This window comes from Cellulosimicrobium sp. 22598 (assembly GCF_052044445.1).
Lineage (GTDB): Bacteria > Actinomycetota > Actinomycetes > Actinomycetales > Cellulomonadaceae > Cellulosimicrobium > Cellulosimicrobium cellulans_G.
The window spans coordinates 1-15595 of record NZ_JBQEMZ010000021.1; the positions used below are offsets into that span (position 1 = coordinate 1).

Sequence of the window (15595 nt, forward strand, 5' to 3'; positions counted from 1 at the left end):
CCTGGCGGGAGCGACGCGAGGAACGAGCGGCGCGGATGGTAGACGCGGCACCACCACCCACCCCGACCACCCAGGGCGACCACACGCCGTCGGGCACGACCAGGGCTCTACCTCGCCCAACCAGGGCTCTACCTCGGCAGACCACGGTTCTACCTCGGCGGACCGGGGCGCGGTCTCGCGGGTTAGAGGACGAGCTCTGGTTGGAGCTTCTTGATCGTCCAGACGCGCTGCTTGCGGGCGGCGATCGTGGTCAGGGCGAGGGCGGCGACCAGCACGACGACGAGGACCGTGACGTCGCGCGTCACCGTCGCCATGTTGCCGCCGTAGAGGAGCTGGCGCAGGCCCTCGACGGCGTACGTCATGGGTAGGAACTGGTGCATCGAGCGCAGCGGCTGCGGGATGGTCTGCCACGGGAACGTGCCGCCCGCGGTGACGAGCTGGACGAGCATGAGGACGAGCCCGAGGAACTGGCCCGCGGCGCCGAGCCAGACGTTGAGCGCCTGGAGGATCGCGACGAACGTCGCGGAGACGAGCACGAGGAACAGCGCGGTCCCGACGCCGTGGACGGGGTCGATGTCGAGCGCGAACTTGGTCACGGTGAACATCGCCGCGACCTGCACGACGCCGATCGCGGCCGGGGTGAGCCAGCCGCCCAGGGCGGTGGCGAGGCCGGACCGCCCGGCGGCGAGGGCCCGCGACGACAGCGGCCGCACGAGGAGGAAGAGCACGTAGGCGCCGATCCAGGTCGCGAGCGACAGGAAGAACGGCGTGAGGCCGCCGCCGTACGTGCCGGCGGAGGAGAGCGCCTCGTTCTTCACGGAGACCGGGTTGCCGATGGTCTCGGCGGTGTCCTGGCGGGTCTGCTCGTCGAGGTCCGGCACCTGGCCGAGGCCCTCGGCGAGCCCGTCGCGGAGCTGCGTGACGCCGTCGACGAGCTCGCCCGAGCCGTCGCGGAGCTGCGACGTCCCGTCCGCGAGCGAGGTCGCGCCGTCGGACACCTGGCGCGTGCCGTCGGCGAGCTGCGAGACGCCGTCCACGAGCTGCGGGGTCGCTGCGGCGAGCTGTCCCGTGCCGTCGGCGAGGCGGTCCGCGCCGTCCGCCGCGCTCGCGATGCCCGCCGTGAGCTGAGGCGTCGCGGCCGCGAGCCGGGCCGCGCCCTCGGACACCTGGCGCGAGCCGTCGGCGAGCTGGTCGAGCTTGCCGGACGCGGCGGTCACCTGGTCGACGGCACCCTGGACCTGCTCGCGCTGCTGGTCGAGCACGGGCGCGACCTGCGACCGCACCTGGTCGGCCGTCGCCTGGTCGAGGACGCCGTCGGCGACGAGCTGGTCGAGCTGCGCGTCGACGTCGCCGCGGATCGTGTCGAGCGTCGGGAGCACCTCGCCCGCGGCCGCGGCCGCCTGCTGCCCGTACTGCGCGACCTGCGCGTTCCCGTCCGCGACCTGCGCGGCGCCGTCGGCGAGCTGCTGGGTCTGGGCGGGCAGGGACGACGTCGCGCCCCGGAGCGTGCCGAGCCCGGACGCGAGCGCCTCCGCGCCGTCGTCGAGCTGCCCGACGGCGTCCGCGAGCGTCCCGGTGCTCGCGTCGAGACGCTCGGCGCCGTCGGCGGCCTGGCCTGCGCCGTCGGCGAGGGTGTGCGCGCCGTCGTCCGCGGTGACGAGGCCGTCGCGGAGCTGCGTCGACCCGTCGAGGAGCTGGTCCGCACCGTCCACGGCGTCGGCGAGGTTGGTGTGGATGGACGCGAAGCCGCGCAGGAACGTGTCGGCCGCCTCCGTGCCCACCTGTTCCGCGATCGAGTCGCGCACCTTGCCGACGATCTGGTCCGCGATCGTGCGGGCGAGGTAGTTGTTCGCGTCGTTGGTGATGAGCGTGAGGCTCGCCTGCTGGGGCTCGAACTCTCCCGCGGACGCGAGGTCGGCGGAGAACGTGGGGCCGATGACGAGCGCGGCGTCGTACCGCCCGGACCGCACGCCGTACTCGGCGTCGACCTGGCTGGTCTCGACCCAGCCGAAGCCGCCGTCGTCGAGCAGCTGGTCGGCGACGTCGCGGCCGAAGTGGCGCTCCGTCGTCGCCCCGGTCTGGGCGTCGGTGGTCGTCGTGCCCTCGTCGAGCACGACGAGGGCGGCGGGGATCTGGTCGAGCTTGTCGTACGGGTCGTGGTTCGCGAACAGGTACAGCCCGGCGTAGAGCGTGGGGATGAGCGCCATCGCGAGGATCGCGAGGCGCGGCAGCGTACCGGCGGCGAGGCGCCGGAGCTCGGACAGCCCGAGCCGGATCGCGGTCATCGGCCCTCCTCGGGGTCGTTCTCGGCGGCGGCCCGCTCGTCGAGCCCGGGGTCGTTCCTCAGGTCGTCGCCAGCCTGGGGAGCGATCCCGGGTTCGGCGGCGTCCGGGGGGTCGACCGGGGCCGGGTCGGGGGCGGGGGGCGGGGTCGGGCGCGTGCGCAGGACGACGACGGGCGGCTCGTGGATCGACGCGCCGCGGGCCGGGGGCAGGTCGACGCCGAGGTCGCGGGCCGAGGCGCGCGTGCACTGCACGAGCACGCCGTAGCCCGCGGCGGCGAGGGACTGCGCGACCTCCCACCAGCCCGACGGCTCGCCGCCGTGACGGTCCGGGAGGGTGAGCACGAGGAAGCGGACGTCGGGGTCCTCGGCCGCGAGCGCCGCGAGGAGCGCGGTGCGCACGACGCCGGGGACCTGGTCGAGGCGCCGGGTGCGGTCGGCGGTGAGCGAGTGGTCGGCGAGCCAGCGCGTCACGTCGGAGGGCAGCGAGCGGCGGCCGGCGAGCGCGAGGCCCTCGGCGACGACGTCGGCCACGGTGAGCGCGTCGTCGGGCTCGCTGATGCCGGGGACGTCGACGACGGCGGTCACGTCGCGCAGGGTGGCGGCGGCGCCGCGGGACGAGCGCCCGTTGCGACGCGACGGCGTGCTCGCGGGCTGGAGCCGGACCTCGCCCGCGGACGGGTCGAACCGTCCCGTGGCGACGAGGGCGAGGGCGGTGTGCCCGTGCCCCGGCTCGCCCGCGACGAGCACGCTCTCGCCCGTGGACCAGGCGAGGTCCATGGGCTCGAGCATCGGCTCGCGCCGCCCGTCGACGCGGACGTCCGTCAGCGTGATCTGCATCCCGGCTCTTCCTTCTCGTGGGTCCCCGGTCCTCACCGAGGACGCCGTTGACTCACGGTCAACAACGCTACGCCTCTTGTTGACTCGTGGTCAACAACGGCGTACAACGGATGTCATGCCCCGCACGCCCGCCCCCTCTCCCGCTGCCCCGGCCGACGCGGCGAGCCCGCCACCCGGCGCGCGCCGCCGCCGCGAGCCCGCCGACCGTCGCCGCGAGCTGCTCGACGCCGCCGCGCGGCAGGCCGACGAGCACGGCCTGGAGTCCCTCACCCCCGCGGTCGTGGCCGCGCGGTCGGGAGCGTCCAAGGCGCTCGTCTTCCACTACTTCGGGTCCACCGCCGGACTGCGCCGGGCCGTCGCGCTCGAGGCCGTGGCGGGGCTCGAGGCGGCGACCGTCGCACCGGACGATCGTCCCCTCGCCGAGCGTCCGGCGCTCGCCGTCGGGTCGTTCCTCGACGCGGTCGAGGCCCGGCGCCTCGTCTGGCAGGACCTGTGGCGCGGCGCGCTCGCCGAGGACGACGCGACGCAGGAGGCGCTCGCGCGCGTCCGCGAGGGCCTCGTCGCCCGGCTGACCACCACGGTCTCCGCGACGTCGGGCGCGCCGCTCACGTCGCCACGCCTCCGGCTGATCGCCGCGGGCTGGGTCGCGCTCGTCGAGAACGTCACCGCGGCGTGGCTCGGCGGGAGCGACCTGTCCCGCGCGGAGATCGAGCGGCTCGTCCTGGCGAGCGCGGTCGTCCTCGTGCCCGAGCTCCCCGAGCCCGCGCGCGGAGCCGTCCTCGCCATCGCCCGGGCGAACTCGGGCGCGGCGGGCTAGCGTCGGGAGAACGCCCGCCACACACGGACACAGCGCGGGGCGGACGAGGTCGGGAGGCAGCGCATGCGCGTGGTGGTCGTCGGGGCGAGCGGGAACGTCGGCACGGCGGTGCTGCGTCGGCTCGCGGCCGAACCCGTCGTGACGTCCCTCGTCGCGGTCGCGCGGCGCGTGCCGCGCGCCGACGGGTCGAGCACCGTGCGCGCCCCGCACGACGCGGCGACGTGGCGGTACGCGGACGTCGCCGCCGCCGACGCGGACGAGCGGCTCGACGCCGCGCTGGCGGGAGCGGACGTCGTCGTGCACCTCGCGTGGGCGGTCCAGCCGAGCCACGACCGCAAGCGCCTGCGCCGCGTCAACGTCGAGGGCACGCGCCGCGTCGTCGAGGCGGCGCAGCGGGCCGGCGTCGCGCACCTCGTCGTCGCGTCGTCCGTCGGCGCCTACTCGCCCGCCCCCTACGCGGGCGACGCGCGCGACACGCCGGTCAACGAGGGCTGGCCCGTCGAGGGGATCCCCGGCTCGTCGTACTCCGAGGACAAGGCGGCCGTCGAGACGCTGCTCGACGACCTCGACCGCCGGAGCGGGATCGTCGTCTCGCGCGTGCGCTCGGCGCTGGTGTTCCAGCGCGACGCCGCCTCCGAGATCGCGCGGTACTTCCTCGGCCCGCTCGGCACGCGCGCGCTCCGCCGCTCCCCCCTGCCCGCCGTCCCCCTACCCGAGGGGCTGCGCCTCCAGGTGGTGCACGCCGAGGACGCGGCCGAGGCGTACGCGCGCATCGTGGTCGGCCGGCACCCCGGGCCGTTCAACGTCGCCCACCCCACGGTGCTGACGCCGCAGGACGTGGCGGACGTCGTCGCCGACGGCTCGCTGCGCACCGTCCCCTACGGGACGGCCCGGACCGCCGTCGCGGCCGCGTGGCGGGCGCGCCTGGCCCCGGTGGGCGAGGGCTGGCTCGACATGGCGATGCGCGTCCCCGTGCTGGACACGAGCCTCGCCGGGGAGCTCCTGCGGTGGCACCCGGCCCACGGCGCGCAGGACACGCTCGCCGAGCTCGTCGACGGGATCCGCGCCGGCGCCGGGACCTCGACCCCGCCGCTCCTCCCCCGCTGAAGTCACCCGGGCTGCGCCCCGGGCGTCGCCGAGCACGCCATGAGGGTCGCTATCCCACGGATAACGACCCTCATGTCGTGCTCGGCGCGCGGGCGCGCGGGCGTCAGCTCTCGAGCGCGGCGTCCAGCGTGATCGTGGGGACGCCCGCGAGCGCCTTCGACACGGGGCAGGTCGCCTTGGCCGCCTCGGCCGCCTGCTGGAACCCGGCCTCGTCGATGCCCTCGACCTCGCCGCGGACCGTGAGCGCGATCGTCGGGATCTGGAAGCCGCCCGCGGGGTCCGGCGCGAGCGTGACCTCGGCGGTCACCTCGAGCGAGACGGGCGTCGCGCCGGCCTCGCCGAGCAGCGCCGAGAACTGCATGGCGTAGCAGGACGAGTGCGCGGCGGCGATGAGCTCCTCGGGGCTCGTGACGCCGCCCGCGTCGTCCGCGGCGCGGCGCGGGAACGAGACGTCGTACGTGCCGACCTTCGAGCTCGACAGCTCGACCTGGCCCTGACCGTCCTGCAGGCCACCGTTCCAGGCGGTACGAGCGATACGCGTGGGCATACGAGATCTCCTTCGACGTCGGGGTACCCGGGAGGGACCCGGGCTCGTCCCGACCGTAACGCCCCGCGGGCCCACCTGCCCCCGAGCGCGGCACACGTCACAGTCCCCGAGATCGGCGGTCCCGGTCGAGGTCGGCGATCGCAGTCGAGATCGGCGGTCGCAGTCGCCGATCTCGACCGCAGGTGCCGAGGTCGCGGTGCCGCCGCACGAGCACCGCCCGGGCTCTCGGCGACGCGCCCGTAGAGTGTGCGCCCGTGAGCGTCGAGGAGATCCTGGGGTTCGTCACGGGCGCCGCGTGCGTGTGGCTCGCGGTGCGGCAGAACGTGTGGACGTTTCCCGTCGGGCTGGCCAACAACGTGGTGTTCCTCGTGCTGTTCACCGGCGCGGGCCTGTATGCGAACGCGGGGCTGCAGGTCGTGTACCTCGTGCTCGGCGCGCTCGGCTGGTACTGGTGGCTGCGTGGCGGCACCGACCGGGGACGCCTCGTGGTGCACCGGACGCCGCGCGCGGCGTGGGTGGTCGGGCTGGTCGCCGCCGCGGCGGCCACGGCCGCGCTCGTCGCCGTCCTCACGACCTGGACCGACTCCGCGGTGCCGTTCTGGGACGCGCTGACGACGTCGTCGAGCCTGCTCGCGCAGACGATGCTCGGGCGCAAGTGGATCGGGAACTGGTGGGTCTGGATCGCGACGGACGTCGTGCTCGTCGGGCTCTACGCGAGCCAGGGCCTGTGGCTCACCGCCGCGCTCTACGTCGGGTTCGTGGCGCTGTGCGTGCAGGGCCTGCGGGAGTGGTCCGCCGCCCTGCGCACGCCGCGCGCCGGGGCGCCCACGGACGACGGCGCGGGCGACGGCGCGGGCGTCGTCGAGCCCGGAGCCGTCGGTCCGGCCCCCGTGCCCGACGACGCGGAGCCGGCCCGGTGACGCGGCTCGCCCACGGCCTCGTCATCGGCAAGTTCTACCCGCCGCACGCCGGGCACGTGCACCTCGTCCGCACCGCGCTCGCGCGCTGCGAGCGCGTCACCGTGCAGGTGCTCGCCTCGACGAGCGAGTCGATCCCCGCCGAGACCCGGGCGGCGTGGCTGCGCGCCGAGGTCCCGGGCGCCCGCGTCGTCCACGGGCTCGACGACGCCCCCGTCGACTACGCCGACCCCCACGCGTGGGACGAGCACGTGAAGGTCATGCGGTCGCTGCTCGACCCCGACGACCCGCCCGTCGACGCGGTGCTCACCTCCGACCGGTACGGCGTCGAGCTCGCGCGACGCTTCGACGCCACGTGGGTCCAGGTGGACCCCGACCGCCGGCACCTGCCCGTGTCCGGGTCCGCGGTCCGCGCCGACCCCGCGGCGCACTGGTGGGCGCTGCCCGCGCCGGTCCGGTCCTGGTACGTGCGGCGCGTCGTCGTGCTCGGCGCCGAGTCCACCGGCTCGACGACGCTCGCCGCCGACCTCGCCGCCCACCTCGGGCTCGACCCCGTGCTGGAGTTCGGGCGCGAGTGGTCCGAGGTCCGGCCCGGCGGCCTCGCCGCGCCGTGGCACACCGCCGAGTTCGACCTCGTCGCGCGCGAGCAGGCCCGGCGCGAGGACGACGCCGCCGCCGTGTCGCCCGTCCCGCTCCTCGTGTGCGACACCGACGTGCTCGCCACCACGCTGTGGCACGAGCGCTACGTGGGCCACCGCTCCCCGAGCGTCGAGGCGCTCGCCGCAGCCCGCCGCCCCGACCTCTACGTCCTCACGGGCGACGAGATCCCGTTCGTCCAGGACGGCCTGCGCGACGGCGAGCACGTACGGCACGCGATGCAGGACCGGTTCCGCGAGGTCCTCGCCGCGACCGGCCCGCGCCTGGCGGACCCGGCCGACGTCGTGCGCCACCTCGGCCCCGCCGAGCTGCCGACGCCGGACGGTGCCCGCCCCGGCGTCCCGTGGTTCGAGGTGCGCGGCGACCGGGCGAGCCGGCTCGCCCAGGCGCTGGCCGCCGTCGGGCCGCTGCTCGCCACCCCGCGCCACGTCGCCGACCCGCTCCCCCAGGCCGGCACCGACGCCTTCTGATCCCCGGCCCCGCCCCGGCGAGCCCCACGGACCCGGCACGGACGTCCCCACGCCCCGCGGACGACGGTGGCAGGATCGGGCCGTGACCGATCTCGAGCACGTGTCCTCCGCGCCGACCCGGCCGCAGCCCGCGGGACAGGCCGACGGACGCGACCCGTTCGCCCTGGGCGTCGACGACCTGTTCGGCACGCCCGTCGCCGGGGCCGGCCCCGACGACGGCGCGGCCCGGGGCGGGCTGCCGCTCGACGAGAAGCTGCGCCAGGCGTACTTCTGGGTCGTCAACCACGCGATCATCAGCCCGCACTACGACGTCGAGTTCGCGGCGCCCGGCGCGCGGGAGACGAGCTTCCGGCTCGGCGACTCCAAGGCGCTCCTCACGCTGCCGAGCGACCAGTCGTACTCGAGCTTCGTGCTGCTGCCGCTCCTGACGTTCGCCGTGCGCGGGCGGTGCCTCATGATCGGCGGGCCGGGCCGCGGGAAGACCGCGAGCGCCGTGCTCATGGGCGTCCTGGCGGGCTACCCGGTGCGCGACGTGCGCCGCGCGATGCAGCACGGGCACCCGCAGCTCACGGTGTCGGACCTGTTCGGCACGCCGCTCCCCAAGGATCTGGTGCAGGCGGACAGCCTCGCGGACGTGGACGTCGCGTGGCGGTCGTGGCTGGGCATGCGCGTGAAGATCGTCGACGAGTACAACCGCATCCCGACGCGCACGCAGTCGGCGCTGCTCACGGTGCTCGCGGACGGGTACGTCGAGGTGTACGACCAGGTCTACGAGACGGGCGACGCCGCCTGGTACCTCACGGCGAACGACGACGCGGGCGGCGGCACGTACCAGGTGGTCGACGCGCTGCGGGACCGCATCGACGTCGTCGTGCACGCGCTGCCGTTCAACAACCGCTTCCTCGGCGACCTCGTGGCCCGGGCCGAGCGGCGCGTGCGCCCGGAGGAGAACGTGCCGCCGGAGATCGTGTTCGACGCCGCCGAGCACGACGCGCTGCACGCCGCGATCCTCGCCGTCCCGTTCCCGGAGCCGGTGCGCCGTCGCCTCGAGTTCTTCGCGAGCCAGCTCGAGGTGCTGGAGCGCGCGGGGTGGCAGTTCGAGTACCGGACGAAGGACACGGCGCGCGTCGCGGGCGTGGACCCGCACCTCGTGGCGACGGCGGACACGGGCCGCGACCGCCTGGGCGACGTGGGGGCGCAGACCCTCAACGGCCTGTCGGTGCGCGCGCTGCAGTCGCTCGTCGCGTACGCGAAGGCGATGGCGTACTTCCGCGGGGACGCCGAGGTGGAGCTCGCCGACCTGCGCGCGGTGCTCCCGTTCGTGCTGCACGACAAGCTGCTCCCCGACCTGCAGTCGGCCCCGTTCGACGACCGCGAGCGCGAGCCGCTGCGCTCGGACCGCGTGTCGTGGATCCGCGACCTCTTCGACACGGCGTGCCGCCAGTACGACGCCGCCGGCCTCGACGACCAGGACGACGTCGGGGCGGTCCTCGCGGACGTCGCGGCCGGGTTCGAGGGGCTGCCCGAGGCGGAGGTGCTGCGCCGGCTCGCCCGGATCGAGCACGTGCTCGCGTCGTGGGAGAAGCACGCCAAGCTGCACGGCCACGTGTACGAGGACGCGCTCGCGCTCAAGTACGCCCACCAGCGGTACACGAACTACCTCACCTGGCTGCGCTGGAGCGGCGCGTGACGCTGCCCGACGGCGTGCGGTCGCCGTCGGCCGGGGACGCGGGTCCCGGGGTCCGCCCGACGTTCGCCGCCCGCGCCCTCGCGGAGCGCGCCCGGTACGACGCCGTCCTCGCGCGGGCCCTCGCGCACGGCGCGGACCGCGACGGCCTGGCCGACGCGGTGCGGGAGGTGGCCGCGGCCGCGGACCCGCTCGCCCGGCAGCTCGGTGCGGACGCGTTCGCGGCGACGTGCGACGCGCTCGTCGACGCGCTCGCGCGGCTCGCCGCCGCGCGTCGCTGGCGTCCTGGCGCACCGGAGCGACGCGCGCTCCTCGACGTCGTCCCGCGGCTCGCGCCGTGGCTCGCCCTCGCCCCCGCGGCCACGGTCGCGGCCGTCGTGGACGCCGCGCGCGCCGTCGGCGGCGGGCCCGGCTCGCGCGGCGACGTGACGGCGTGGGCGGAACGCGTGGTCGCCGCCGCCGCGGCGTCACCCGCCGCGGGGCAGGACGTACCGACGGCGGGCACGGTCCGGGGCGCGGTGCTCGTCGCGGCGTGGCGCAGCGGGCTCGTGCGCTACCGGGACGCGGCGCTCGACGCCGCGCGGTCGCTCCCGGAGCCGGTCGCGCGGGCCGCGCTCTCGCTCCCTGCGTCCGGGGCGGGCGGGGCTTCCGGGCCGGTCGGGACGGTCGACGCCGCGGACCTGCGGGCCGTGCTCGACCGCCACGCCGCGGACCCGTGGTGGTGGCCCGCCGTCGGGCCGGGCGACGAGCCCGCCGGGGCACGGTGGGTCCTGCTGCCGGGCGCTCCCGGGCCCGCCCAGGTCCTGGGTCGCTTCGGCGGCTTCCGCGGGTTCGGCGGGCCGTGGCTGTCGCCCGCGCTGGTGGTCGGCACCGACGCGCGCCACCCCGGCCTGCGCTGGGTGCTGCTCTCGACCGGCGACGGCGTGCCGGCCGCCGTGGGCGCCGCGGCGGACGCCGCGACCGTCGGCGCCGAGACGGTGGAGTGGGCGCTCGTCGCCGACGTCCACGGCGCGTTCGTCGCGCGCGCACCGGGCGCCGGCGACCACGCCACGGGCGCGGTCACGCCGCCCCGCGCCGACGTCGACGACCAGGGCCTCCACGGGTCGGACCACGGTCCCGCCGGACAACGCGCGCCCGGCCCGGCGCCCGACACGGCCCTGACGGACGTCAGCGGCGCCGCGGTGGTCGAGACGCCGTCGGGCCGGCTCGCGCTGCTGAGCCGGGCCGGCTCGTACGACGTCCTCCTCGTGCGGTGGCCCCGGTGAGCGCGCCCGCGCCGGGACCGGTCGGGGCGCTGCCCGACGAGCGACCTCGCGCCGACCTCGGGGTGCTGCGTCAGCGGTGGCAGGCCGCGTGGCCCGAGGCGCTCGCGGCCTGGGGCCGGTTCACGCGCCTCGGCGCCCCGACGCTGCACGGACCCGGCACCGTCCCGGAGGGGGTCGGGTCGTTCGCGTGGTTCTCGACGACCCGCGTGAGCGTGCACGTGGACCTCGCCGAGGTCGTGGCGCTGGGGATCGAGGACCACGCGGTCGCGGTCCTCGCGCACGAGGTGGGTCACCACGTGCTCTCCCCCGGCGACCTCACGACGAGCGCGCTCCTCGTCGCGCGCACGCGCGCCGGGCTCGTGGACCAGGACCAGCTCGCGCCGCTCACCGCCAACCTGTGGAGCGACCTGCTCATCAACGACCGGCTGCAGCGCCGCGCCGGGATCGACCTCGCCGGGCTGTGGCGCGCGCTGGGGCCGGGGACGAGCACGGTCATGCAGACCGTGCTGCGCGCGGACGAGATCCTCTGGGGCCTGCCGCGCGGCGACCTCACCGCGTCCGACGTCCCGGTGGCCGAGCGCGAGGCGACGCTCGTCGCGCGCCTCGTGCGCGCCTACGCGGACGACCCCGTCGGCGGCGCCGCGGGGTTCGCCGCGCTCCTGCGCACGCTGCTCGCGGCGGAGGCGGGGTCGCCGGCCACCGCGCAGGACCCGCGCCGCCAGGCCCGGCCCGAGCGCGGGGACCGCGACGCCCGACGGCGGCACCTCCAGCGGCGGCGGTCCACGCTGCCCCAGGTCGTCTGCGGGCAGGACGAGGTGGCCGGGGCGGTCCCCGGCGGGCTCGCGACGGACCCGCGCGCCGTCGAGCCGGTGCGGCACCCCGCGCTCGACCCGCGCGTCGTCGGGGAGCTCGGGCTGGGCGCGGCCGACGACCCCGTGACGGACGCCGCGCACCACGCGCCCGGGACCGACGGCGAGGGCGCGCACGACGCGACCGGCCAGGCCCTCGCGCCGGCGGACTACGACGCGACGCTCCGGCTGCTCGGGCTCACGACGGACGCCGCGGCGTCCGCCCGGCGCTGGTACCGCGAGCACGCCGCGCCCCTGCTCGTCCCGTTCCCCGTGCGCGAGCACGTGCGCGCCACGGAGCCGCTGCTCGGCGCGCACGAGCAGTGGGACGTGGGCGACGAGCTGGGCGACGTGGACTGGACCGGGACGCTGCTGCGCTCGCCCGTCGTCGTGCCGGGGTTCACGACCGTGCGCCGGTCGGTCGACGAGGACACGGGCGACGAGCCCGACCGCGTCCCCGTCGACCTCGACCTCTACCTCGACTCGTCCGGCTCGATGCCCGACCCGACGCGACGCGTCGCGCCGATCGCGCTCGCCGGGGCCGTCCTCGCGCTCTCGGCCCTGCGTGCGGGTGCCCGCGTGCAGGCCACGACGTGGAGCGGGCCGCAGCAGGTCGCCGGGACGGACGGGTTCGTGCGCGACGAGGACCGCGTGCTCGACGCGGTCGTCGCGCACTTCGGCGGCTCGACGTCGTTCCCGGTCCCGCTCCTGGAGCGCACGCACCTCGGCGACCCGGTCACCGGCGCCCCGCCGACGCGCACCCGCCCGTGCCACGTCGCCGTCATCTCCGACGACGGCGTCGTGTCGATGTTCGACGACGTCGTCCGGCTCCGCTGGGGTGCGCGCCCCGACACGGAGCTCGTGGCGCCCCACGAGGGCACCGCGGCGCGCGCCGTCGCGGCCGCCGGGGGCGGGGGCACGCTCGTGCTGGACGTCTCGGCGAAGGGTGCCGAGACGGTGCGGGACTACGCGGTGGGCTACCGGGTCCACGCCGTGCAGACCCAGGACGACCTCGTCGCGTTCGCCCGCGCCTTCGCGCGCGAGCTGTGGGGCGCCTCGACCGGCGCCCCGGCGAGCACACCGTCGAGGAGCACGACAGCGAGCAGCCGACCGGAAGGAGCCCGCCGTGACCGATGACCTCGCCCGCCCGACGGTCGAGGGCCCCGCGCTCGCCGACGTCGTGCACCGTCTGGCCGACACGCCCCCGGACGTGCTGGACCACCCGGTGGTCGCGGCCGCCGCGCTCGTCGGCGACACCGCCGACCTCCTCGCCGGGTCCGGCGCGGTCGGCGTGCTGCGCGGCCCGCAGCGCGCCGCCGTCGAGGCGCTGTGCACGCACACCCCGTACGCGGCGCTCGCCGGGACGGTCTGCTGGCTGCTGCGCGACGAGCGCCTGCTCGCCGCGCCCGCGTCCCGGGCCGCCGCGACGCCGGGCGCGCTCGTCCGGGTCGTCGAGCAGACCGTGCCCGCCCTCGCCCTGCTCCGGACGCCGGACGAGTGGCTGCACGCGCCGACGGCGCGCGAGGAGCTGGCCCGCGCCGTGCTGCGCGAGCTCGGGCTGCGGCCCGCGGGCGAGAGCCCCGAGGTGGCTGCGGACCGGTGGGCGGCCGTGAGCACGGCCGAGCAGCGCCGGATCGCCCGCGAGATGGCGCAGGAGGCGCGCCGCGCCGAGCAGCTCGCACGCGAGCTCGCGGAGAAGCGCGCCAAGGAGGCCGCCGCGCAGTACGCGAACTACTGACGAGGACTCATGACGACACCCGACGACGCCCCCGACCTCACGCTCGACGAGTACGCCCCGGGCTCCGCGGTCGCGCTCACCGACGCCGAGCGCTGGCCCACGCTCGACGACGCGGGCCGGGCCGCGCTCGACGCGGTGCGGGACCACCCCGCCGCGCCCGCCTGGGTCCACGTCACGGGCGACCGGCTGCGCCCCGACGACCTGCCCGTGCTCGACGAGGTCGCGGCCCGCCTCGCCGCGGGCCGTGCCGACACCCGTCCCGGCATCCACGTCGAAGCCGCGGTCGACGCCCGTCCCTGCACCCGCGTCGAGGCCGCCGACGACACCCGTCCCGGCACCCGCGCCGAGGGCCCGGCCGCACCCTCCGGCGTCGCGGCCGCGCCCTCCGCCCCGCCCGCATGGGTGGGCGCTCTCGTCGACCGGGCGCACGCCGTCGTGCCGCGGTACCGCCGGGCGCGCGACCGCGGGGAGAGCCGGGCCGGGTCGCCGCTCACCGCGGTCCGACCCGTCACGCGCGACGACCTGCGGCACGACGTGGCGTCGTTCGTCCCCGTGGACGTGCCGCTCGGCCGCGTGCTCGAGGGCACGAGCTCCGGCAGCACGGGTGCGGCGGTCCGCGTCCCGCTGCACCCCGTGGCCGTCGCGGCGGACCTCGTGCTCCTGCAGCACCTCGTCGCGAGCACGGGCGCGTACTGGGAGCCCGCGCCCGGCCGCCTGGGCCTGATGAACCTCGTGGACCAGCGCGAGGCGTTCACGTACGCGTCGGCGATGACCGGGTTCCGGCGCGGCCCCGGCGTCGCCGCACCGACCATGGCGCGCGTCAACCTCGACCCCGGCGCGTGGACGCGCCCGGGCGACCGTGCGGCGTTCCTCGCGGCGCAGGACCCGTTGGTGGTGTCGAGCTCGCCGCTGCCGCTGCTCGCGCTCGCCCGGCTCGCGCACGAGGGTCTCGCCCTGCACCCGGTCGCGCTCGTCAGCGGGGCCGCGCACCTGTCGGGCGTCGCCCGCGCACGCCTGCACGCCACGTGGGACGTGCCCGTCGTCGACCTCTACGGGCTGCGCGAGACGGGCGCGGTCGCGGCCCGCACGGACGGGGGGCCGTTCGTCGTCGTCGGGGGCCGACGCGTCTGGGTCGAGATCCTCGACGACGACGGCGTGCCCGTCCCCGACGGCGGCCTCGGCGAGGTCGTCGTCACGGTCGACGAGAACCCGTACCTGCCGCTGCTGCGCTACCGCACCGGCGATCGCGCGCGGATCGTGCGGCGCGGTGACCAGGTCGAGCTGCACGACCTGGAGGGCCGGTCGCCCGTGCGCTACCTGCGGCCCGACGGCGCCTGGGTGCCGTCGGTCGACGCCGCCCAGCACCTCCAGGCCCACGGCATGGCCGCGTGGCAGCTCCACCAGGCGGCTGACGGGAGCGTGGTGCTCGACGTCGTCCCCGACGCGCCCGGTGACGCCGGGGCCAGGGCCGTGCGCGCCGCGGGGGACGCCGTCGGGCACCTGCTGGGACGCCGCGTCGCCGTGCGCGAGGTGAGCCCCGCCCGGCTCGGGGCGGGCCGGGCGCGTCGCTGGTCGAGCGACGTGCCCGGCGGGGCCGCGTGACGCCTCAGCCGAGCTGGCCGACCGGGCGGTAGACGACCGAGGACGCCTTGTTGTCGAACGTGCCCAGCGTCGCGCAGTGCGGCGTGCAGTTCTTCTTCGCGCCCGCGTAGCTGTACGAGTCGTACAGGGTCACCCAGCAGCCCGCGTAGGTCGTGGCGGAGCTGACGACGTTGTTCATGAGCAGGTTCGCGAGGTTCGGGAACCCGTAGGTGGACCCGCCGTAGCAGCCGTTGGTGCCGGAGCCGTAGAGCACCTTCGACGCGCCCTTGTAGTTGGCGTCCCGCCACAGCACGCCCAGGACGAGCGAGCTCGCCGCCGCGGTGGTCGCGCGCGCCGTCGTGCCGAGACCCGACCCGGCCGCCGCCGACGCGTTGAGCTCGGCGACGAGCCCCTCGACCTCGGCGGGGGTCGCGTCGGCGAGGCGCGCCGCGGCGACGTCGCCGCCCGAGGCGAACTCCAGCGCCTCCTCGAGCGAGTCGAAGCACACCTCGGGCGCCGGCGGGAGCGTGGCGGGGTCCTGGCCGGGCAGGAGGGGCTGGGCCTGCACCGCGCAGCTCTCCCCGCTGGAGACCTGCGCGTCGGAGGCGGCGTCGGCGGTCGGGTCGGTCGTGGCCGTCCGGTCCCACGTCACGACGCGCAGGTCGGGCTCGGACGCCAGGGCAGGAGAGGCGACCGCGGCGGTCGCGACGACGCCGGCGACGAGCGCGGCGGACAGGACCCGGAGCGAGGATCTGGTCATGGTTCTCCTTCTGCGTGGGCCACGCCCCCGGGTTTCGCACCCCCGTGGACCTGACGCGGGAAGGGGACTCCCACAGGACG

Annotated in this window: 13 protein-coding genes; 9 read left to right on the top strand and 4 right to left on the bottom strand. The window is 76.9% G+C overall.

Annotation, left to right across the window (positions count from 1 at the left end; all coding sequences use genetic code 11):
* Window positions 1-182: 182 nt before the first annotated feature.
* The gene (locus tag ACTJIY_RS18040) at window positions 183-2285 is read right to left on the bottom strand and encodes a YhgE/Pip family protein (protein WP_440697250.1); all 2103 of its coding nucleotides are present in this window, start codon (window positions 2283-2285) and stop codon (window positions 183-185) included.
* The gene (locus ACTJIY_RS18045) at window positions 2282-3121 is read right to left on the bottom strand and encodes a hypothetical protein (protein ID WP_440675116.1); all 840 of its coding nucleotides are present in this window, start codon (window positions 3119-3121) and stop codon (window positions 2282-2284) included. Before ACTJIY_RS18045 ends, ACTJIY_RS18040 begins: the two co-directional genes overlap by 4 nt.
* A gap of 115 nt (window positions 3122-3236) precedes the next feature.
* Between ACTJIY_RS18045 and ACTJIY_RS18050 the strand changes: the two genes are divergently transcribed.
* Both ACTJIY_RS18050 and ACTJIY_RS18055 read left to right on the top strand, forming a co-directional pair.
* Window positions 3237-3938, top strand: coding sequence for a TetR/AcrR family transcriptional regulator (locus tag ACTJIY_RS18050; RefSeq protein ID WP_253053804.1), 702 nt, complete (start codon window positions 3237-3239; stop codon window positions 3936-3938).
* A gap of 63 nt (window positions 3939-4001) precedes the next feature.
* Window positions 4002-5045: an NAD-dependent epimerase/dehydratase family protein gene (locus ACTJIY_RS18055; RefSeq protein WP_440675117.1), complete on the top strand. Its 1044-nt coding sequence runs from the start codon at window positions 4002-4004 to the stop codon at window positions 5043-5045.
* A gap of 103 nt (window positions 5046-5148) precedes the next feature.
* On the opposite strand, the gene ACTJIY_RS18060 is transcribed toward ACTJIY_RS18055, so the two are convergent.
* Window positions 5149-5592: an OsmC family peroxiredoxin gene (locus tag ACTJIY_RS18060; RefSeq protein WP_253053816.1), complete on the bottom strand. Its 444-nt coding sequence runs from the start codon at window positions 5590-5592 to the stop codon at window positions 5149-5151.
* A 254-nt stretch (window positions 5593-5846) separates the two neighbouring features.
* Here ACTJIY_RS18060 and pnuC point away from each other — a divergent pair, with 254 nt between their 5' ends.
* From pnuC to ACTJIY_RS18095, 7 genes are all read left to right on the top strand, one after another.
* Window positions 5847-6512 carry a nicotinamide riboside transporter PnuC gene (gene pnuC, locus ACTJIY_RS18065; protein WP_440675118.1) on the top strand — a complete coding sequence of 222 codons (666 nt, stop codon included), beginning with the start codon at window positions 5847-5849 and terminating at the stop codon, window positions 6510-6512.
* Complete coding sequence (locus tag ACTJIY_RS18070) at window positions 6509-7636, top strand: AAA family ATPase (RefSeq protein WP_440675119.1); 1128 nt, start codon at window positions 6509-6511, stop codon at window positions 7634-7636. The genes pnuC and ACTJIY_RS18070 overlap by 4 nt, the downstream gene beginning before the upstream one ends.
* An 82-nt stretch (window positions 7637-7718) precedes the next feature.
* Complete coding sequence (locus ACTJIY_RS18075) at window positions 7719-9326, top strand: ATPase (protein WP_440675120.1); 1608 nt, start codon at window positions 7719-7721, stop codon at window positions 9324-9326.
* The gene (locus ACTJIY_RS18080; RefSeq protein ID WP_440675121.1) at window positions 9323-10588 is read left to right on the top strand and encodes a hypothetical protein; all 1266 of its coding nucleotides are present in this window, start codon (window positions 9323-9325) and stop codon (window positions 10586-10588) included. The genes ACTJIY_RS18075 and ACTJIY_RS18080 overlap by 4 nt, the downstream gene beginning before the upstream one ends.
* Complete coding sequence (locus tag ACTJIY_RS18085; protein ID WP_440675122.1) at window positions 10585-12573, top strand: hypothetical protein; 1989 nt, start codon at window positions 10585-10587, stop codon at window positions 12571-12573. The genes ACTJIY_RS18080 and ACTJIY_RS18085 overlap by 4 nt, the downstream gene beginning before the upstream one ends.
* Window positions 12563-13174, top strand: a complete 612-nt coding sequence (locus ACTJIY_RS18090; protein WP_440675123.1) for a hypothetical protein — start codon at window positions 12563-12565, stop codon at window positions 13172-13174. The genes ACTJIY_RS18085 and ACTJIY_RS18090 overlap by 11 nt, the downstream gene beginning before the upstream one ends.
* A gap of 9 nt (window positions 13175-13183) precedes the next feature.
* Window positions 13184-14776: an AMP-binding protein gene (locus ACTJIY_RS18095; protein WP_440675124.1), complete on the top strand. Its 1593-nt coding sequence runs from the start codon at window positions 13184-13186 to the stop codon at window positions 14774-14776.
* A gap of 4 nt (window positions 14777-14780) precedes the next feature.
* Here the strand turns inward: ACTJIY_RS18095 and ACTJIY_RS18100 are convergent, their stop codons facing one another.
* Window positions 14781-15515, bottom strand: coding sequence for a hypothetical protein (locus ACTJIY_RS18100; protein ID WP_440675125.1), 735 nt, complete (start codon window positions 15513-15515; stop codon window positions 14781-14783).
* Window positions 15516-15595: the final 80 nt, after the last annotated feature.